The 15,025-nt window shown below is 65.0% G+C and carries 17 protein-coding genes and 1 tRNA gene; 9 read left to right on the top strand and 9 right to left on the bottom strand.

Annotated elements, in window-relative coordinates; genetic code table 11:
- Positions 1-22: 22 nt before the first annotated feature.
- The gene (locus AQZ52_RS05035; RefSeq protein WP_205626413.1) at positions 23-385 is read right to left on the bottom strand and encodes a PilZ domain-containing protein; all 363 of its coding nucleotides are present in this window, start codon (positions 383-385) and stop codon (positions 23-25) included.
- Between the two features lie 213 nt (positions 386-598).
- Positions 599-1,057, bottom strand: a complete 459-nt coding sequence (gene dksA / locus AQZ52_RS05030; protein ID WP_067906948.1) for an RNA polymerase-binding protein DksA — start codon at positions 1,055-1,057, stop codon at positions 599-601.
- A gap of 259 nt (positions 1,058-1,316) precedes the next feature.
- Here dksA and AQZ52_RS05025 point away from each other — a divergent pair, with 259 nt between their 5' ends.
- On the top strand, positions 1,317-1,667 hold the full coding sequence (locus tag AQZ52_RS05025; protein ID WP_067906946.1) for an SEL1-like repeat protein: 351 nt from the start codon (positions 1,317-1,319) through the stop codon (positions 1,665-1,667).
- Between the two features lie 88 nt (positions 1,668-1,755).
- Here the strand turns inward: AQZ52_RS05025 and AQZ52_RS05020 are convergent, their stop codons facing one another.
- From AQZ52_RS05020 to AQZ52_RS05000, 5 genes are read right to left on the bottom strand one after another with little or no spacing between them, the layout of a single operon-like run.
- Complete coding sequence (locus AQZ52_RS05020) at positions 1,756-2,886, bottom strand: GNAT family N-acetyltransferase (RefSeq protein ID WP_067906944.1); 1,131 nt, start codon at positions 2,884-2,886, stop codon at positions 1,756-1,758.
- Positions 2,883-3,689, bottom strand: a complete 807-nt coding sequence (locus AQZ52_RS05015; protein ID WP_067906942.1) for a glycerophosphodiester phosphodiesterase family protein — start codon at positions 3,687-3,689, stop codon at positions 2,883-2,885. Before AQZ52_RS05015 ends, AQZ52_RS05020 begins: the two co-directional genes overlap by 4 nt.
- Positions 3,661-4,128, bottom strand: coding sequence for a RidA family protein (locus tag AQZ52_RS05010; RefSeq protein ID WP_067906940.1), 468 nt, complete (start codon positions 4,126-4,128; stop codon positions 3,661-3,663). The genes AQZ52_RS05015 and AQZ52_RS05010 overlap by 29 nt, the downstream gene beginning before the upstream one ends.
- Positions 4,121-4,756 (bottom strand): hypothetical protein, encoded by a 636-nt coding sequence (locus AQZ52_RS05005; protein ID WP_067906938.1) that lies wholly within the window; start codon positions 4,754-4,756, stop codon positions 4,121-4,123. The genes AQZ52_RS05010 and AQZ52_RS05005 overlap by 8 nt, the downstream gene beginning before the upstream one ends.
- The gene (locus AQZ52_RS05000; RefSeq protein ID WP_067906936.1) at positions 4,756-5,001 is read right to left on the bottom strand and encodes a DUF3572 family protein; all 246 of its coding nucleotides are present in this window, start codon (positions 4,999-5,001) and stop codon (positions 4,756-4,758) included. The genes AQZ52_RS05005 and AQZ52_RS05000 overlap by 1 nt, the downstream gene beginning before the upstream one ends.
- Positions 5,002-5,097: 96 nt before the next feature.
- Between AQZ52_RS05000 and AQZ52_RS04995 the strand changes: the two genes are divergently transcribed.
- Entirely contained in the window at positions 5,098-5,460 is a 363-nt protein-coding gene (locus tag AQZ52_RS04995) for a response regulator (RefSeq protein ID WP_067906934.1), read from the top strand.
- Positions 5,461-5,464: 4 nt separating this feature from the next.
- On the opposite strand, the gene AQZ52_RS04990 is transcribed toward AQZ52_RS04995, so the two are convergent.
- Positions 5,465-6,034, bottom strand: a complete 570-nt coding sequence (locus tag AQZ52_RS04990; protein ID WP_067906932.1) for a Pycsar system effector family protein — start codon at positions 6,032-6,034, stop codon at positions 5,465-5,467.
- A gap of 144 nt (positions 6,035-6,178) precedes the next feature.
- Here AQZ52_RS04990 and AQZ52_RS04985 point away from each other — a divergent pair, with 144 nt between their 5' ends.
- From AQZ52_RS04985 to AQZ52_RS04970, 4 genes are all read left to right on the top strand, one after another.
- A complete protein-coding gene (locus AQZ52_RS04985) occupies positions 6,179-6,418 on the top strand; it encodes an acyl carrier protein (RefSeq protein WP_067906930.1) in 240 nt (79 codons plus the stop codon).
- 4 nt (positions 6,419-6,422) lie between these two features.
- The gene (spt, locus tag AQZ52_RS04980; protein WP_067906928.1) at positions 6,423-7,652 is read left to right on the top strand and encodes a serine palmitoyltransferase; all 1,230 of its coding nucleotides are present in this window, start codon (positions 6,423-6,425) and stop codon (positions 7,650-7,652) included.
- Positions 7,652-8,452, top strand: a complete 801-nt coding sequence (locus tag AQZ52_RS04975; protein WP_067906926.1) for a GDSL-type esterase/lipase family protein — start codon at positions 7,652-7,654, stop codon at positions 8,450-8,452. The genes spt and AQZ52_RS04975 overlap by 1 nt, the downstream gene beginning before the upstream one ends.
- A 66-nt stretch (positions 8,453-8,518) precedes the next feature.
- Entirely contained in the window at positions 8,519-10,246 is a 1,728-nt protein-coding gene (locus tag AQZ52_RS04970) for a hypothetical protein (protein WP_067906924.1), read from the top strand.
- Between the two features lie 70 nt (positions 10,247-10,316).
- Here the strand turns inward: AQZ52_RS04970 and AQZ52_RS04965 are convergent, their stop codons facing one another.
- Positions 10,317-12,446 (bottom strand): acetate--CoA ligase family protein, encoded by a 2,130-nt coding sequence (locus AQZ52_RS04965; protein ID WP_067906922.1) that lies wholly within the window; start codon positions 12,444-12,446, stop codon positions 10,317-10,319.
- A 156-nt stretch (positions 12,447-12,602) separates the two neighbouring features.
- Here AQZ52_RS04965 and AQZ52_RS04960 point away from each other — a divergent pair.
- From AQZ52_RS04960 to AQZ52_RS04950, 3 genes are all read left to right on the top strand, one after another.
- A tRNA-Gly gene (locus AQZ52_RS04960) sits at positions 12,603-12,676 on the top strand.
- Between the two features lie 463 nt (positions 12,677-13,139).
- Positions 13,140-14,027 (top strand): GNAT family N-acetyltransferase, encoded by an 888-nt coding sequence (locus AQZ52_RS04955; protein ID WP_067906920.1) that lies wholly within the window; start codon positions 13,140-13,142, stop codon positions 14,025-14,027.
- 29 nt (positions 14,028-14,056) lie between these two features.
- Positions 14,057-15,007 (top strand): cyclase family protein, encoded by a 951-nt coding sequence (locus AQZ52_RS04950; protein WP_067906918.1) that lies wholly within the window; start codon positions 14,057-14,059, stop codon positions 15,005-15,007.
- Positions 15,008-15,025 lie beyond the last annotated feature (18 nt).

The following is a 15,025-nucleotide window of genomic DNA, read 5'->3' as shown; positions in this document are numbered from 1 at the left end:
AATCATCAGATTTTTTACGGATTCAGATCTTGCGCAGACGCGCGGGATCGATCGTGGCGAGAACCGGTTTTACAAAGCGCGGCGTGCTGTCGACCTTGGCCATGACCGGCTCACGCGCGAGTTTGGGATCGATATCCTCAAGGAAAGCGATGCCGAAGCGATTTTCCTGGATCCAGGCAACGACGCCCTCCACCCAGCCGATATTGCGCAGATTGATCTCGAGCTTGGCGCCGCGGGTCACCTTGACGTGGCCTTCGGCCATCATACCGCCGCCCGAAAGGTTGCGCACCTTGACACGGTGCTCGTCTCCGGCCCCGGCCAGACGCACGTCTGCCATGAGAAAGAGGCTGTCACGCCCTACTTGCCGATGATCGAGTTCAGTCACGACCGGTTTCCGTCTCATCTGCTCAAAAAGGCCCTCGCGTACCGGGCGGAACAGCCGCGCCGGACACATTGGGGAAAGTCGCAGGACTTCCTCGCAGATTGCTAAGCGAGGCTGGCTAACGAAATCTTAAATCGCCGCCGCGTTTACCAGAAAATACCGAGGCTGTGCCGGAGCGGGACACCACCGGCGCAAGGTGTTGCGCCGGCACCGGTCCTACATGTCACGCGAGATTTTCTCGCGCCGTTCGTGCGCTTCCTGTGCCTCGACCGTCATCGTCGCGATCGGACGGGCGATCAGGCGGCCGAGGCCGATCGGTTCGCCCGTGACTTCGCAGTAACCATATTCGCCTTCATCAATGCGGCGCATCGCGGAATCGATCTTGGCAATCAGCTTGCGCTGACGGTCACGCGTGCGCAGTTCGATGCCCCATTCGGTCTCGCTCGAGGCGCGGTCGTTGAGATCAGGCTCGCGGATCGGGCCATCCTGCAAGGCGGACAGCGTGCCGGCCGAGGCGGACAGGATCGACTTCTTCCATTCAAGCAGCAGGCGCCGGAAATAATCCTGCTGCGCCTCGTTCATGTAGGGTTCGTCGTCAGAAGGGAGGTAGTCACCGGGCATGGCCCGGCGTGCCTTGGCAAGAACGTCGATCTCGTCACTCAAAACCCCAGCCATCCGGCCCTCCAAGCTGCTGCTCTTGCGACCCCCAGGCACCGCGGTACCCGTTGCCGGGCAGGCGAGGCTCTCGGTTTGCGCGCCTATAGGCAAGTGCCGGAATCCGCACAAGGATTTCCTCTGGCATGGCGCGAACTTGTGGCCAGCCCCATCGCTTAGGCCCTTTTTTTCGCCGTTAACCATTTGTTGACCAAACTTGGTGACTTTGTGCTTGCCCGGCCAGAGTGGATCACGGCCCGGGAGGACAGGGGAAACGTTTATGGCTCAGACTTGGATCAAGCTGGTCTCCGAGACCGAGGCTTTAACCGGCGCAAGCGAAAATGCGGCCGCCGACATGCTCGTCGCCACGTGCCTTGCCGCCGCCGCGGCGGGAGACATGGACGCGCTGTTCGACCTCGGCGTTGCCTATTCGACCGGCAGCCATGGTGCACCGTGCGACCTGATCGAGGCCCACAAGTGGTTCAACCTTGCCGCTGTGGGCGGTCACGACGAAGCCGCGACCTGCCGCGCCGAAGTTTCGGACGACATGACTGCGCGCGAGATCGCCGAAGCCCAGCGCCGCGCCCGCGAGTGGCTGCGCATGGTGCGCACCGACAGCCGCGCAGCCTGAGGTCCAAAGAGTTTACCCCTCCGTCAGTCCTCTCGGACTGCCACCTCCCCATGTGTGCCTTCGGCAAAACGGGGAGGACCTGAAAATTTCAACCCTTCCTGAACGGGGTACGTTCGCCCAGCCACATCTGTTCCTGCGCCACGCCGCGGCGTTCGCGTTCAAGGAAATCGGCAACGGCCTCTCGGAAACCGGGATCGGTGATGTAATGCGCCGACCAGGTCGGCACAGGCTTGTAGCCCCGCGCCAGCTTGTGCTGGCCTTGCGCGCCTGCCTCGACACGCTTCAGGCCCAAGGCGATCGCGGCATCGATCGCCTGATAATAGCACAGCTCGAAATGCAGGAAGGGCTTGCCGACGACCGCCCCCCAGTAGCGCCCGTAGAGCACTTCTGACCCGATGAAATTGAGCGCCCCCGCGATGGGCTGGTCGCCGATGAAGGCCATGACCAGCAGGATGCGGTCTGCCATGCGCTCGCCCATCAGGGTGAAGGCCTCGCGCGTCAGATAGGGCCGGCCCCACTTGCGCGCGCCGGTATCCTGATAAAATACCCAGAAGGCGTCCCAATGTTCGGGCAGGATGGCCGCGCCGGTAAGCTGGCGGATCTCCACCCCGTCCTGAGCTTTCGCCCGCTCCTTACGCAGGTTCTTGCGTTTTTCCGAGGAAAGCTGGCCCAGAAAATCGTCGAAGCTGGCGTAGCCCTCGTTGTCCCAGTGAAACTGGGTATCGGTGCGCAGCAGCCAGCCAGCATCCTGAAACGCCGGGAGCTGCTCGGGCTCGATGAAGGTGGCGTGGGCGGAGGAGAGATTGTTCTGCTCGCAGATCTGTTCCGCCACGCGCAGCAGCGGCACGCCGAGCGCCGGGTGCTCGCCCGTCAGCAGGCGCGGACCGGTGGCGGGGGTGAAGGGTACGCTGATCTGGAGCTTGGGGTAATACTGCCCGCCGGCGCGGTGCCAGGCATCGGCCCAGCTGTGATCGAAGACATATTCGCCCTGGCTGTGGCCCTTGAGGTAGGCCGGAAGCGCGGCGGCAGCGACACCGGCGGCATCTTCGATCACCAGTGGCAGGGGCGACCAGCCGCTGCGCCCACCGACGCTGCCCGATTCCTCGAGCAGGGTAAGGAAGGCATGGCTGGTGAAGGGATTGCCTGATCCTGCGAACGCGTCCCACTCTTCGGCGGGAATTTCGCCGACAGCGTGGTGGACGCGCGCGGTGACGTTCACGAGCGGGCTGCTTTCGTGATCCCCGCCCCCTCCGCGATCGGGCCATCGCCGTGCTTGAGCGCGCGCTCCAGGAGATCGGGCGTGTCGACCGTCCATGTCAGCACCGGAAAGCCGCGCCTCTGCTGCGAGCCCGCGAAGCGGCTGGGCATGTCGGTGATATCGTAGGCGAGGAAATCGGGCTGGGCGCGCCACAGCATCATGTGGCGGCGGGTGCGTGCGAAGAGCGTTCGGCTGCCTTCCTCGCTCATGACGAGGCCCCGGACGATGTGACTGGAATGGCGCGCAAACCAGCGCGAGACGCGCGGATCGAAGCTCATCACCGCGACGGGGCCGCGATAGCCTTCGAGCATCCGCCGCACGGCCAGGCAGATCGCCGGGATGCGCGTGGAAGGCCTGGTCTTGACCTCGATCAGCAGCGGCACGCGGCCCGCGACGAGATCGAGCAACTGGCGCAAGCTCGGGATCGTGTCCTCATCATTGCCGATGATCCTGATCTGGGCGAGCTTGGCCGCACTGCGCTCGATCACGAGCCCGGTTTCGGCGGTCAGCCTGTCGAGTTCCCAATCGTGGAAGACCATGGCCTGCCCATCGCTGCTGCGCTGGACATCGCATTCGATGCCGAAGCCGGCCTCGATCGCGGCGGCGAAGGCCGACATCGCATTTTCGGGCCGAACCTTGCCTTCTGGCCCGGCTCCGTGGAGGCCCCGGTGCGCATAAGTGACGCCCTTGAGCCAGGCCACCTTGCTGGCCTGGGGCGGCGGCGCAAGCAGGCGGTCAAGCAGGATGGAGAGCAAATACAGCATCGATTTCCACTGCGCAGCCGAGGGGAAGCGAAGGCACGCCGACCGCGCTGCGGCTGTGCTTGCCGGCATCACCGAACACGGCGACCATGAGTTCCGAAGCGCCATTGGCGACCTTGGGCTGATCGGCGAAATCGGGGGTCGAGGTAACGAACGCACCGAGCTTCACAACGCGGGCGATACGGTCGAGCGATCCGAGCGCGGCCTCTGCCTGCGCCAGGAGCATGAGGCCGCAGCCGCGAGCGGCCGCGTAGCCCTGTTCGACCGAGAGATCATCGCCGAGCCGGCCCTTGACCAGCGTGCCATCGACGAACGAGACCTGGCCCGAGACATAGAGGAAGCCGCCCGCCTCGACCGTCGGGACATAGGCGGCGACCGGTGCGGCGGGTGTGGGCAGGGTGATGCCGAGTTCGGCGAGCCGTGCGGCGGGGGTGTCAGTCATCGTCGTTCACTCCGTGGATACGGTCCATAAGCCAGGGCAGCGCGTGCTCCCACTGGTCGATACGGGCATGGGCGTGACCCTTGACATGGGCGCAATCGATATGGCGCGCGATCAGGGGCTCCCCGCAGAGGTGGAGGCGGCCGACATGGGGCGCGATCTCCATCACCGAGCCATGGTGCTGCGGCAGATCATCGATGAACACCGCGCGGCTGGGCTTGTATTCGTCGAGGATGGCCTTGAGCGCCGGCCCCTTGGGACCCTGGTTGGTGAACACGCGGGCATGGATGCCGACATCCTGAAGCTGGCGGGCCCGCGCCTCGCGGCGATCATCGTTGAGATTGGTGAGGATCACGACATCGGCATGCTCGGCCAGCGCATTGATCCCCTCGACCGCGCCGGCAATCGCCGGCTGGCGGTGCATCTCGGTATCGAAGAACAGGCCGAGCAGACGCCAGATCTCCGCCGGGGGGACCGCATCACCCGTGCCGGCATAGCGCATGGCCTTGCCGAAATCGCTATTTTCCATGATGAAATCGATGCCGTGCTGTTCGCCCAGCCACTCCTTGTAGGGCGCGATCATGTGCAGCAGCACTTCATCGCAATCGCTGATCACCAGCGGTCTTGCCATCACAATCTCTCCCGGGTGGCGGCGAGCGTGGCCGGGGCCATGCCCAGCGCATCGGCTGCCGCGATCAGATCCGCTTCATGCCCGCACAGGAATTCGAGCACCGCGCCCTGCACCGCCGGATCGCCGAGGCCGGTGCGCAGCTCCTCCGGCGTGAGGCCGGTGAGCGACAGGAACCGTTCCGCGCGCGGCGCATCGCCCAGCACCCAGCCGAGCGCCTGCAGCGCCGTGGCAGCAGGATCAGGCATCGGGGGAACTTCGCGGGCGATTGTCAGGGCCTTCCGGGGTGATTAGGCAGGTTTGCAGGACGGCATGAAAGTACGTCGCAAGGATATCGGGGCTCAGTGGCAAAAAGAATACTGGTTGTCGAGGACAACGACCTCAACCGCAAGCTGTTCTGCGATGTGCTCAAGGCCGGCGGGTTTGCTGTCGAGCCGCTCGCCGATGGACGCGATGTGCTTGTTCGCGCTAGGGAATTCGTGCCGAACCTGATCATCATGGATATCCAGCTGCCCAACATTTCGGGGCTGGAGCTGATCGAGGCCCTCAAGGGCGATCCCGAACTCAGGATGATACCGGTGCTGGCGGTGACAGCCTATGCCGGCAAGGGCGACGAGGAACGCATCCGCGAGGCTGGAGCGGAAGGCTACCTTGCCAAGCCCGTCTCGATCGGGCCGTTCATGATGGCGGTCAAGGCGCTGGTGTAGGGGATCAGCCCCGCGCCATCAGATACTCGCCGACGAACACCACGACCGTCAGCGTGAGGCCCGCCATGAACAGGCGGTAGGCATAGCCCAGGAAGCGGTACTTCTTGTGCTGGAGCACCTGGCCGTTCTGGTACATGTCGTGGAGCATCAGGCGAAAGGCGGCCTCGTCGGACTTGAGGTCTTCCAGCACGCTACGGGTCCATTCCTCCTCATCGAGCGCGGTATAGGTGCCGAAGAAGAGCTTGTTGGGGCGGACCGAAGCGTCCGGCCGCAGGCGCCCGATCGAGGGAAGCACGGCCATGACCGCGCACATCGCCGAAGCAAATGCGAAGGCGGCGAGGACCAGCAGCGCGGCGGGCAGATGTCCGTTCTTCGCCTGCCCGATGGTGATGGTGAACACCACGAAGGTCGCGCCCATCAGGATGGAAGCCTTGGAATCGGCCATCTGGCTGAGGGCAAGGTTCATCGTCTGGGCGGTGCGGACGAGGTGGATCGCGTGGTTCGAATAGCCCGAGGGCGAGAGCGGCGACGGGGTGGCCTTCACCGGGTCGAACGGCTCAATCACGTCAGCCATGGGCGTTCTCCCCATCTCGCATTGCCCGCAAGGGCGACATATCGGGGATGCCACAGGGCCCAAGCGCTTGACAAGCGGCGCGGCTGGCCGCTTTTCAGCCTTATTCTTGAGGCAAGGGCGCCTCACAGCCGGAGAACACATAATATGGATCGCGCCGCTATCGCCGCCCGCATTGCCGAAGTGATCGAACCGTTCAACAAGAACGGGATCGCCATCACCGAGACCACCTCGTTTGCCGGAGACCTCGAGTGGGACAGCCTCACGGTCATGGATTTCGTGGCCGCCATCGAGGACGAATTCGACATCATCATCAGCATGAACCAGCAGGCCGAAATCGAGACCTACGGCCAGTTGATCGATGCTGTGACCACACTGCAGGGCTGAAGCCATGAACGACATGACCCCGACCGATATGCAGGAAACCGACCTGTTCTCGAAGTTCGACGCGCTGATCGAGACGCGCCGTTCGCTGCTGGCGACGGGCGTGACAGATCCGTTCAGCCTGGTGATGGAAAAGGTGCTTTCGCCCACCACGGCGATCTGCAGCGGGCGCGAGACGATCCTGCTCGGCACCTACAACTACATGGGCATGACCTTCGACCCCGACGTGATCGCGGCGGGCAAGCAGGCGCTGGATGATTTCGGCAGCGGCACCACCGGCAGCCGCGTGCTCAACGGCACCTATGCAGGCCACCGCGCGGTGGAACAGGCGCTCAAGGACTTCTACGGCATGGACCATGCCATGGTGTTCTCGACCGGGTACCAGGCCAACCTTGGCATCATCAGCACGATCGCGGGCAAGGGCGACTACATCGTTCTGGACATCGACAGCCACGCCTCGATCTGGGACGGCTGCAAGATGGGCGACGCCGAAGTCGTGCCCTTCAAGCACAACGATATCGAAGCGATGGAAAAGCGCCTCAAGCGCATTCCCGAGGGCGCGGGCAAGCTGGTCGTGCTCGAAGGCGTCTATTCGATGCTGGGCGATATCGCGCCGCTTAAGGAAATGATCCGCATCGCCAAGGAAAACGGTGCGATGGTGCTGGTCGACGAAGCGCATTCGATGGGCTTCATCGGGCCGAACGGGCGCGGCGTGGCCGAGGACCAGGGCGTGCTGGATCAGGTCGATTTCGTGATCGGCACGTTCTCGAAGTCGGTCGGCACGGTGGGCGGCTTCTGCGTTTCGAACCACCCGAAGTTCGAGATCATGCGGCTGGTGTGCCGCCCCTATGTGTTCACCGCGAGCCTGCCGCCGAGCGTGGTGGCAACCGCGGCGACCTCGATCCGCAAGCTGATGCACGCAGGCGCCAAGCGCACACATCTTTGGGAAAACTCCCGCACCCTGCACAAGGCGCTGACCGACCTGGGCTTCAAGCTGGGCACGGCGGAGCCGCAGAGCGCGATCATCGCGGTGATCATGCCCGATCTGGAACGCGGCGCGATGATGTGGGAAGCGCTGCTGCGCGAGGGGCTCTATGTGAACCTTGCTCGTCCGCCCGCGACCCCGGCCGGGATGACCCTCCTGCGCTGTTCGCTCTGCGCCGAACATACCGCCGAACAGGTGGCCATCATCACCGGCATGTTCGAGCGCGCCGGCAAGGCCGTGGGCATCATCTGATGCGGTGGGGACTGCTGGCCGCATCGATCTGGGCAGCGCCTGCGCTTGCCCAGACAGCGCCTGCCCCGGCGCCGAGCTGGCCCCCGCCTTCCCCGCCCGTGACGGTGCCGGGCGACGGGATGCTGGACAAGCCATGCCCCGAGCAGAAGGGCCTGTGGTTCGGCCATCCCTATGTGAAAGCCAACGATTGGGCGTGGGAGTGCAAGTACGCGCAGGCGGACATGCAGCTCGCAGGGAACCCACGCGTCGTGTTCATCGGCGACTCTATCACCGAAAACTGGGTGGGACTTGCGCCGACGCTGTTTGCGGGCGGCGCGGTGGGCCGCGGGATCAGTGGGCAGACGAGCCCGCAGATCCTCGTGCGGTTCTATCAGGACGTGGTGCGGCTGCGCCCGCGCGTGGTGCACATCATGATCGGCACCAATGATCTTGCTGGCAATACCGGGCCAAACAGCGCCGAAATGTATCAGAACCACGTGATGGCGATGGTCGATATCGCACGCTCCAATGGCATCGGCGTGGTGCTGGGCAGCATCCTGCCGGCCGCGAAGTTTCCGTGGAAGCCTGCGCTCAGCCCGGCGAAGCAAGTCGTGCTGCTCAATGCCTGGCTGCGTGACCTCGCGCGGGCGAAGGGTGCGGTCTTCGCCGATTATCACCGTGCGCTGGTGAACGCCGAAGGGGGCATGAGCCCGGACATCGCACCCGATGGCATCCATCCCAACGCCAAGGGCTATGCGGTGATGGAGCCGATCACCCGCGCCGCGATTGCCGAGGCCGAAAAGACAGCCGCGCCTCGCTGAGGCCGACTGGCCATTGCCAGAGGGTACCGCCCGTGCCAGCCTTCGTGTCGGCAAGGGGGACAAGCATTGAGCAAGGCCGAATTCCATTCGATGATCGGTGCAGCGCTGCTGGGGCTGGCGGTCCCGGCCCATGCGCAAGTCGGCCACGACATGGGCAGCCATGATATGGCCGGGCACGCCATGCAGGCGCCGTCCGCCGGCAAGCCGCTGCGCGAGGCGCAGACCGCCGAGGGCGCAGCCAAGGCACCGCCGTCCGCGCACGGCGACCACGCAGCGACCGGGCACAACCACGACGACAGCACGGTGCCCAAGGTGCCGACACTGCTGACCGGCTATGGCAATGGCGGCTTTGCGGTGACGACCGCCGTACCCGCGGCGCAAGCGTTCTTCTCCAACGGGATGGAGCTGGGCGCGGCCTTTGCCCACAAGGCGGCGATTGCCGCGATGGGCGAGGCGGTGCGGCTCGATCCGGCCTGCGCGATGTGCCTGTGGGGGCAGGCGCTCGTTTCAGGGCCGACGATCAACTATGGCAGCGAACCCAAGGAGCGCGCGCCGCTGCTGATCATGGCCCGCAAGGCGAAGGTGCTGGCAGCGAAAACCGGAACCGCACGCGAGCGGGACCTGATCGACGCGCTGATCCTGCGCTACCTGCCGGGCAAGGACGTCCACGCGCGCGACAAGGCCTATGCCGCGGCGATGCAAAAGGTGGCGAGGCGCTTTCCGGCGGACAACGAGATCGCTGTGCTGACGGCGGACGCGCTGATGGTGTCCGCGTTCGTGGAGGAGGCCGACGATTTCGACCATGCGGCGATCGACGCGGCCATTGCGCTGCTCGAACCGGTGCTGCAACGCGTGCCCGGGCACACCCCGGCGATCCATTTCTACATTCACGCCACAGAGGTTGCGGGCGAACCGGAGAAGGCCGAACGCCATGCCGACCGTCTGGCAGGCCTTGCGCCGAATGCCAGCCACCTCGTCCACATGCCGAGCCACACCTTCTTCTGGGTGGGGCGCTATCAGGATGCCGCCGATACCAACTGGCGCGCGGTGGAAATCGGCAAGGCCAATGCCAGACGGCTGGGGCTGCCCGAGCCCAAGGGCGTGTGGGACCTGCCCTATCACGCGCACAACGTGATCTTCGGGCTTGGCGGCGCGATGATGGCGGGTGATGCACGCACCGCGCTCAATCTGGCGCGGCCGCTGGTGGAGCGATCGGCAGAGCGCGACAAGGCCGAGCCTTTTTCGCAGATGCTGGCGGCGGCGGGATATTTCGCCATGGCGCGGTTCGATGATCCGGCCGCCGTGCTGGCGCTACCCGAACCCAGGCTGCCCTACCTCAAGGCAGCCCGCCACTATGCGCGCGGCGAGGCGATGGTGTGGCTGCGCGATCTGGCGGGGGCCAAGGCGGAACTCGCCGCGATCCCCGCGCAGGTGGCGGAAAAGGACAAGGACGGCAAGATCGAGCACGACAGCCGAGCGCCGGAGCAGATGCTGGGCATCACGCGCGGCGTGCTCGAAGGCCGCATCGCGATGGCCGAAGGGCGCTCGAAGGACGCGGTGAAGGCCTTCACGGTGGCAGCAGAGATCGAGGAAACCAAGGATTTCATGCAGTTTTCCGATCCGCCGGCGTTCTGGTATCCGGTGCGGCGCGATGTTGCCGCCGCGCTGCTGGCAGCGGGCGACACGGCAGGCGCACGCGCGGCGGCGGCGGAATCGCTGCGGCTGCGGCCGAGGGACCCGGTGGCGGAGGATTTGCTGCGGCGCGCCGAGGGGATGATTCCCGCGGTGCATTGAGAGCTTATGCCCCTCCACCACCCGCTGCGCGGGTGGTCCTCCTCCCCGAGCAAGCTCGAGGAGGAACGTGTCAGCCTTCCACCAGCATCAATGCATCGAGCGCGACGACGCCCTGGCCCCTGGGGTGCAGGATCACCGGGTTGAGATCGACCTCGCGAATGCGCGGTTCGGCCCGCAGCACACGGCCAAGCGTGACGATGAGCTGCGCCAGCGCGGGCACATCAAGCGCAGGCGCACCGCGATAGCCGCTCAGGATAGCAGCGCTCTTGAGCTGCATCAGTTCGGCCTCGACCGCCTCTGTGGTCATGTCCGCCGCGAGGAGGCGCACGTCGCCGAGGATTTCGGCGGTAACGCCGCCGAAGCCGGCAAGGAGGACAGGCCCCCATTCGGGATCGTTCTTCGCGCCGACGATCATCTCGACCCCGCGCGCGCCCATCGCCTCGATCAGCACGCCGTCAAGCTGGATGGCAGCCGAATAGGCGGCCACGCTTGCGTGCATTTTCTCCCACGCGGCGCGGACGGCCGCACCATCGGCGAGGCTCAGGATCACGCCGCCAGCGTCGCTCTTGTGGCTGAGCGCAGCGGCCTGTGCCTTCATCGCGACCGGGTAGCCGAGCGCATCAGCGGCGGCGACCGCCGCATCGGCGCTGGCGGCAAACGTGCCTGCCGGGAAGGGAATGCCGAGCGGGCCAAGCAGCGCCTTGGCCTGATACTCCGGAATGACGCCGGCGTGATCCGCAAGGGCGGGCACGGACAGCGGCCCCTCACTGTTGGTGGTGATATCGCGCGCGGAGAACTGCGTGAGCCGCGTGATCGCCCTGAGCGCGCGTTCGGTGGTGGGGAACCAGGGAACGCCCGCAGCGCGCAGCGCGGCGATGCGCTCTGGCGGGACGGCAGCGCCTTCATCGAGGCCGGCAAAGATCAGCGGCTTGGTCAGCGGTCGCCCGGTGGCGGCGGCAAGGATCGGCGGGAACTTGATCGCGCAGGTCACCGCCTCGGCCTGGATGATGCCGGCGAGCACGGTGCCGACGCGCGGGTCATCCAGCAGGGCATCGAGACAGCGCGTGTAGATCGCGGGTTCGGACAGCCCCTGCGCGGTGATGTCGAGCGGGTTGCTGACGGGCACGAAGGGCGGGAGCGCAGCGCGCAGGGCGGGCGAATCCGCATCGTGCAGCGGCGCAAGCGGCAGGCCGAGCGTTTCCGCAAGATCGAGCGTTAGCGCCTTGAATGCGCCGGATTCGCCGAGCACCGCCGTATCGCCCGCAGGCAGCGCGGGGCAGCGCAGCGCGATTTCGGCGATGTCGCCGAGTTCTTCCAGCGTTTCGGCGATGATCACCCCGGCGCGCGTGACCTTGGCGCGCATCAGGGCATGGTCGCCGGCCATGGCGCCGGTGTGCGTAGCAGCAGATTCGCGCGCCGCGCTGGAGGTGCCTGGGTGGAGGAGGACAATCGGCTTGCCCGCCGCGGCGGCGCGCGCGGCTGCGGCAAGGAAGCGCCCGGGCTTGCGGAACTGCTCGACGATCATTGCGATGACGTGGGTGTCCGGCTGGTCGATCAGCCACTCGACGTAGTCTTCGACCCCGCTCGCCGCCTCGTTGCCGGTGGAGACCGAATAGGACACGCCGCAATCGCGGGCGAGAAGCACGGTGCCGAGCACGGCGGCCATCGCGCCCGATTGCGAGACGACACCGATGGCGCGCTTGCCCGCCGGGGGCCGCGCGTCGGTCTCGACAAAGGTGAGCGGGATGCGGTCCACATAGTTGACAAGGCCGAGGCAATTGGGCCCTTCGACGACCATCCCGGCCTCGGCCGCGATGCGGGCGATCTCGCGCTGCTCGGCAAGGCCTTCGGGCCCGCCTTCGGCAAAGCCCGCCGCGAAGATCACCACGCCGCCGACCTTGCGTTCGGCCAGCGCCTTCACGGCATCAAGCACGCCTGCACGCGGAATGGCGAGGACAGCGGCATCGACGCCTTCAGGCAGCGCCTCGATCCCGGGCAGGCAGACGCGCCCGCCAAGCGTCTCGCGCTTCGGGTTGATGGGATAGACCACCCCGGCAAACCCGTTTGCATCGAGATTGGAGAGCAAGGTGGTGCCGAGCGCGCCCGGCTTGTCCGAGGCACCGACCACCGCGACCGAGCGGGGACGCAGCAGCCGTTCGAGCGCGGCAGGCTGCGGGACGGAAGGGGCAGGATCGGGCACGTCGCTCTCCGAATTAGGTTATGTTTTATAACAATAGCCGCCCCAGCCGCACAGGGCAAGGCTGCCCGTGTGCCTGCCAGGGAGGTTGCCCGGCCAGGGGTTGAAGGCCGGGAGGTTGACGGGCGGGAGGGCGACGTGGCAGAGGCTTTGCTGAGCGCGGGTATAGCTTAGTGGTAAAGCTCCAGCCTTCCAAGCTGGCTATGCGGGTTCGATTCCCGCTACCCGCTCCAACTTTCCGTCCACCGGCATCGCCCCAAACTCCCAGAAACCTAAGCATTTTTGTGTGCATCGCGCCAGAGGGGGGCATCATTTTCGGACTTCTCCCAGCCCATTTGGGGCCCCTGCGATGACAAGGTCCGAGCAGCAAAGTGGGGGGCCCACATTTTGCCCGGCCACCAGCCACCATTCATGCGCTTTGCCGAACTCCTCTCAGGGGCATAATCCATCAGAACCGGAATAGAAATATTACACTAAAGCCTTAAAATGAAGGTAATTTCAAAATATAAACTCAAAGTTTTTGAAAAATATGGCCAAAAAAAATAACTATTGACTAGAAACATGAATTTTTACTTGAAATAATAAAAACAATTCCAAATATCATTTGTGCCATTTTGAAACCTTTATGGCTTCAATCCCGTCGAACAAGCTCTTAGCGGCATTACTGTGAATGCCCCTTGCTTGTACAGGTGTGTCATGGAATTCGAAACGGCGGACATATTCAACGCCGCCGAAATTGGCCCGATGACCTATGCGGAAGCCGTGCAGATCTTTGCACTGGCCCGCGCGGAAGGCTGGAATCCGGGCACGTTTGACCTCGCCTGCGCTTGGACCTGTGATCCTGAGGCCTTCATCGCGCTTCGCCATCAGGAGACGATGATCGCAGGTGGCAGCATCTTCCGTCATAACGCAGACTTCGGCTTCATGGGCCTGTTCATCGTCGAACCGCGCTACCGCGGCCTCGGCCTCGGTCGCCGGCTCTGGCACGACCGGCTCGCCCGCCTGCGCGCACGGCTCACCCCCGGCGCGGTAATCGCGATGGACGGCGTCTTCGAGATGGAGCGCTTCTACGCCGCTGGCGGGTTCGAGCCCGCCTACGCCACAACCCGCTATCAGGGCATCGCGGTGCCAGCACCAACGCCCAAGGTGGACAACGCACTTCAGATAGATTGTGCCCCGCGTCATGAAGCAGTCCTCGCCCTCGATCGCAGGACAGTGCCCTATGACCGCACCGGCTTGCTCAGCAGATGGCTGGCCCTGCCGGAAACCATCCAGGGGGCGGCCATCCGCGAAGGGGAGCTTGTCGGCTTTGGCCTCGCCCGGCCTGCCTCCTCGGGTTTCAAGATCGGCCCGCTGATCGCTCGGGATCCGCAGGTCGCACGGGCCCTGTTCGCGGATCTGGTCGCCCGCGTGGCAGGCCACCAGATCGCGATCGATGTGCCTGCTCCCAACCAGGACGGGGCAGCGCTGGCACTGTCTTACGGCCTTTCCCCGGTGTTCGGCTGCCGCCGCATGTATTTTGGACACAAACCGGCGGAGGATCTGTCGTCGGTCTATGCCGCCATGTCGCTCGAGTTCGGCTGAGCGGGCGATCAACCATCACAAGGTGCTGCATGAAATCGATCGCTACGCTGTCGCTCGTCCTGCTCGGTGCAAGCCTCGCGCTTGTCCTCAAGCCGCTGCTCTGGCTTCATCCCCCTGCGGCGCCGGGGCTCTGGTCGGTCTATGATGCGACCTTCCGTTCTGCGAAATATGTCGATCTCACCCACACGATAACGCCGCAAATCCCGGTATGGGAAGGCTTCGGCCCGCCCGCCTTCAGCCCCGCCATTGCCGGGCGTGACATCCCCGGCTTCATCCGCAAGGGCGAGCGCTTCACCTATGAAAAGCATGGCTTCGAAGCGATGCGCTATGCGCTCAGCACCGACCAGCTTGGCACGCAGCTCGATCCGCCCGCGCACTGGGCGCCCGAATATCCTGCAATCGACGAGCTGCCCGCGACCTATGCCATCCGCCCTCTGGTGGTGATCGACATCTCGCAACAGGTTCAAGCCGACTACGGCTACTCCCTGCAGGTTTCCGACATTGCCCGGTTCGAGCAGCACTATGGCCGCATTCCGGCGGGATCGGTGGTGTTTGTGCGCAGCGACTGGTCGAAGGACTGGCCCGATCCTGCGCTCGCGACCCGCCATCCTTTTCCCGGCGTCAGCCTCGCCGCGCTCAAATTCCTGCATCTTGAGCGCCACATCCTGTTCCACGGACATGAGCCGCTCGATACCGACGCGACCCCAACGCTTGAAGGCGAATCCTGGCTGATGCACCACGGCTATGCCCAGGCCGAGGGCGTCGCCAATCTCGACAAGGTGCCCCCGGTTGGCGCACTCGTCGCGATCGGCTTTCCCAAGCTGGGAGGGGGTACTGGCGGCTATGCTCGGTACATCGCGATCTGCCCCCCCGACTGGAAGTATGGCGTCTCCTCAAGCCAGATTGCCGAAGCGCCGCTGCCGCGCTCGGACAAGCCGCTGGTGTTCGATGCCAGCGCGGGAATGCGGGTGCGCAAGTAGGCGCAGGCTTGCCGGGGT

This window comes from Novosphingobium fuchskuhlense (genome assembly GCF_001519075.1).
Taxonomy (GTDB): Bacteria; Pseudomonadota; Alphaproteobacteria; order Sphingomonadales; family Sphingomonadaceae; genus Novosphingobium; species Novosphingobium fuchskuhlense.
Note: the sequence above shows the minus strand (reverse complement) of the source record. Positions and strands in the feature narration are given on the sequence as shown.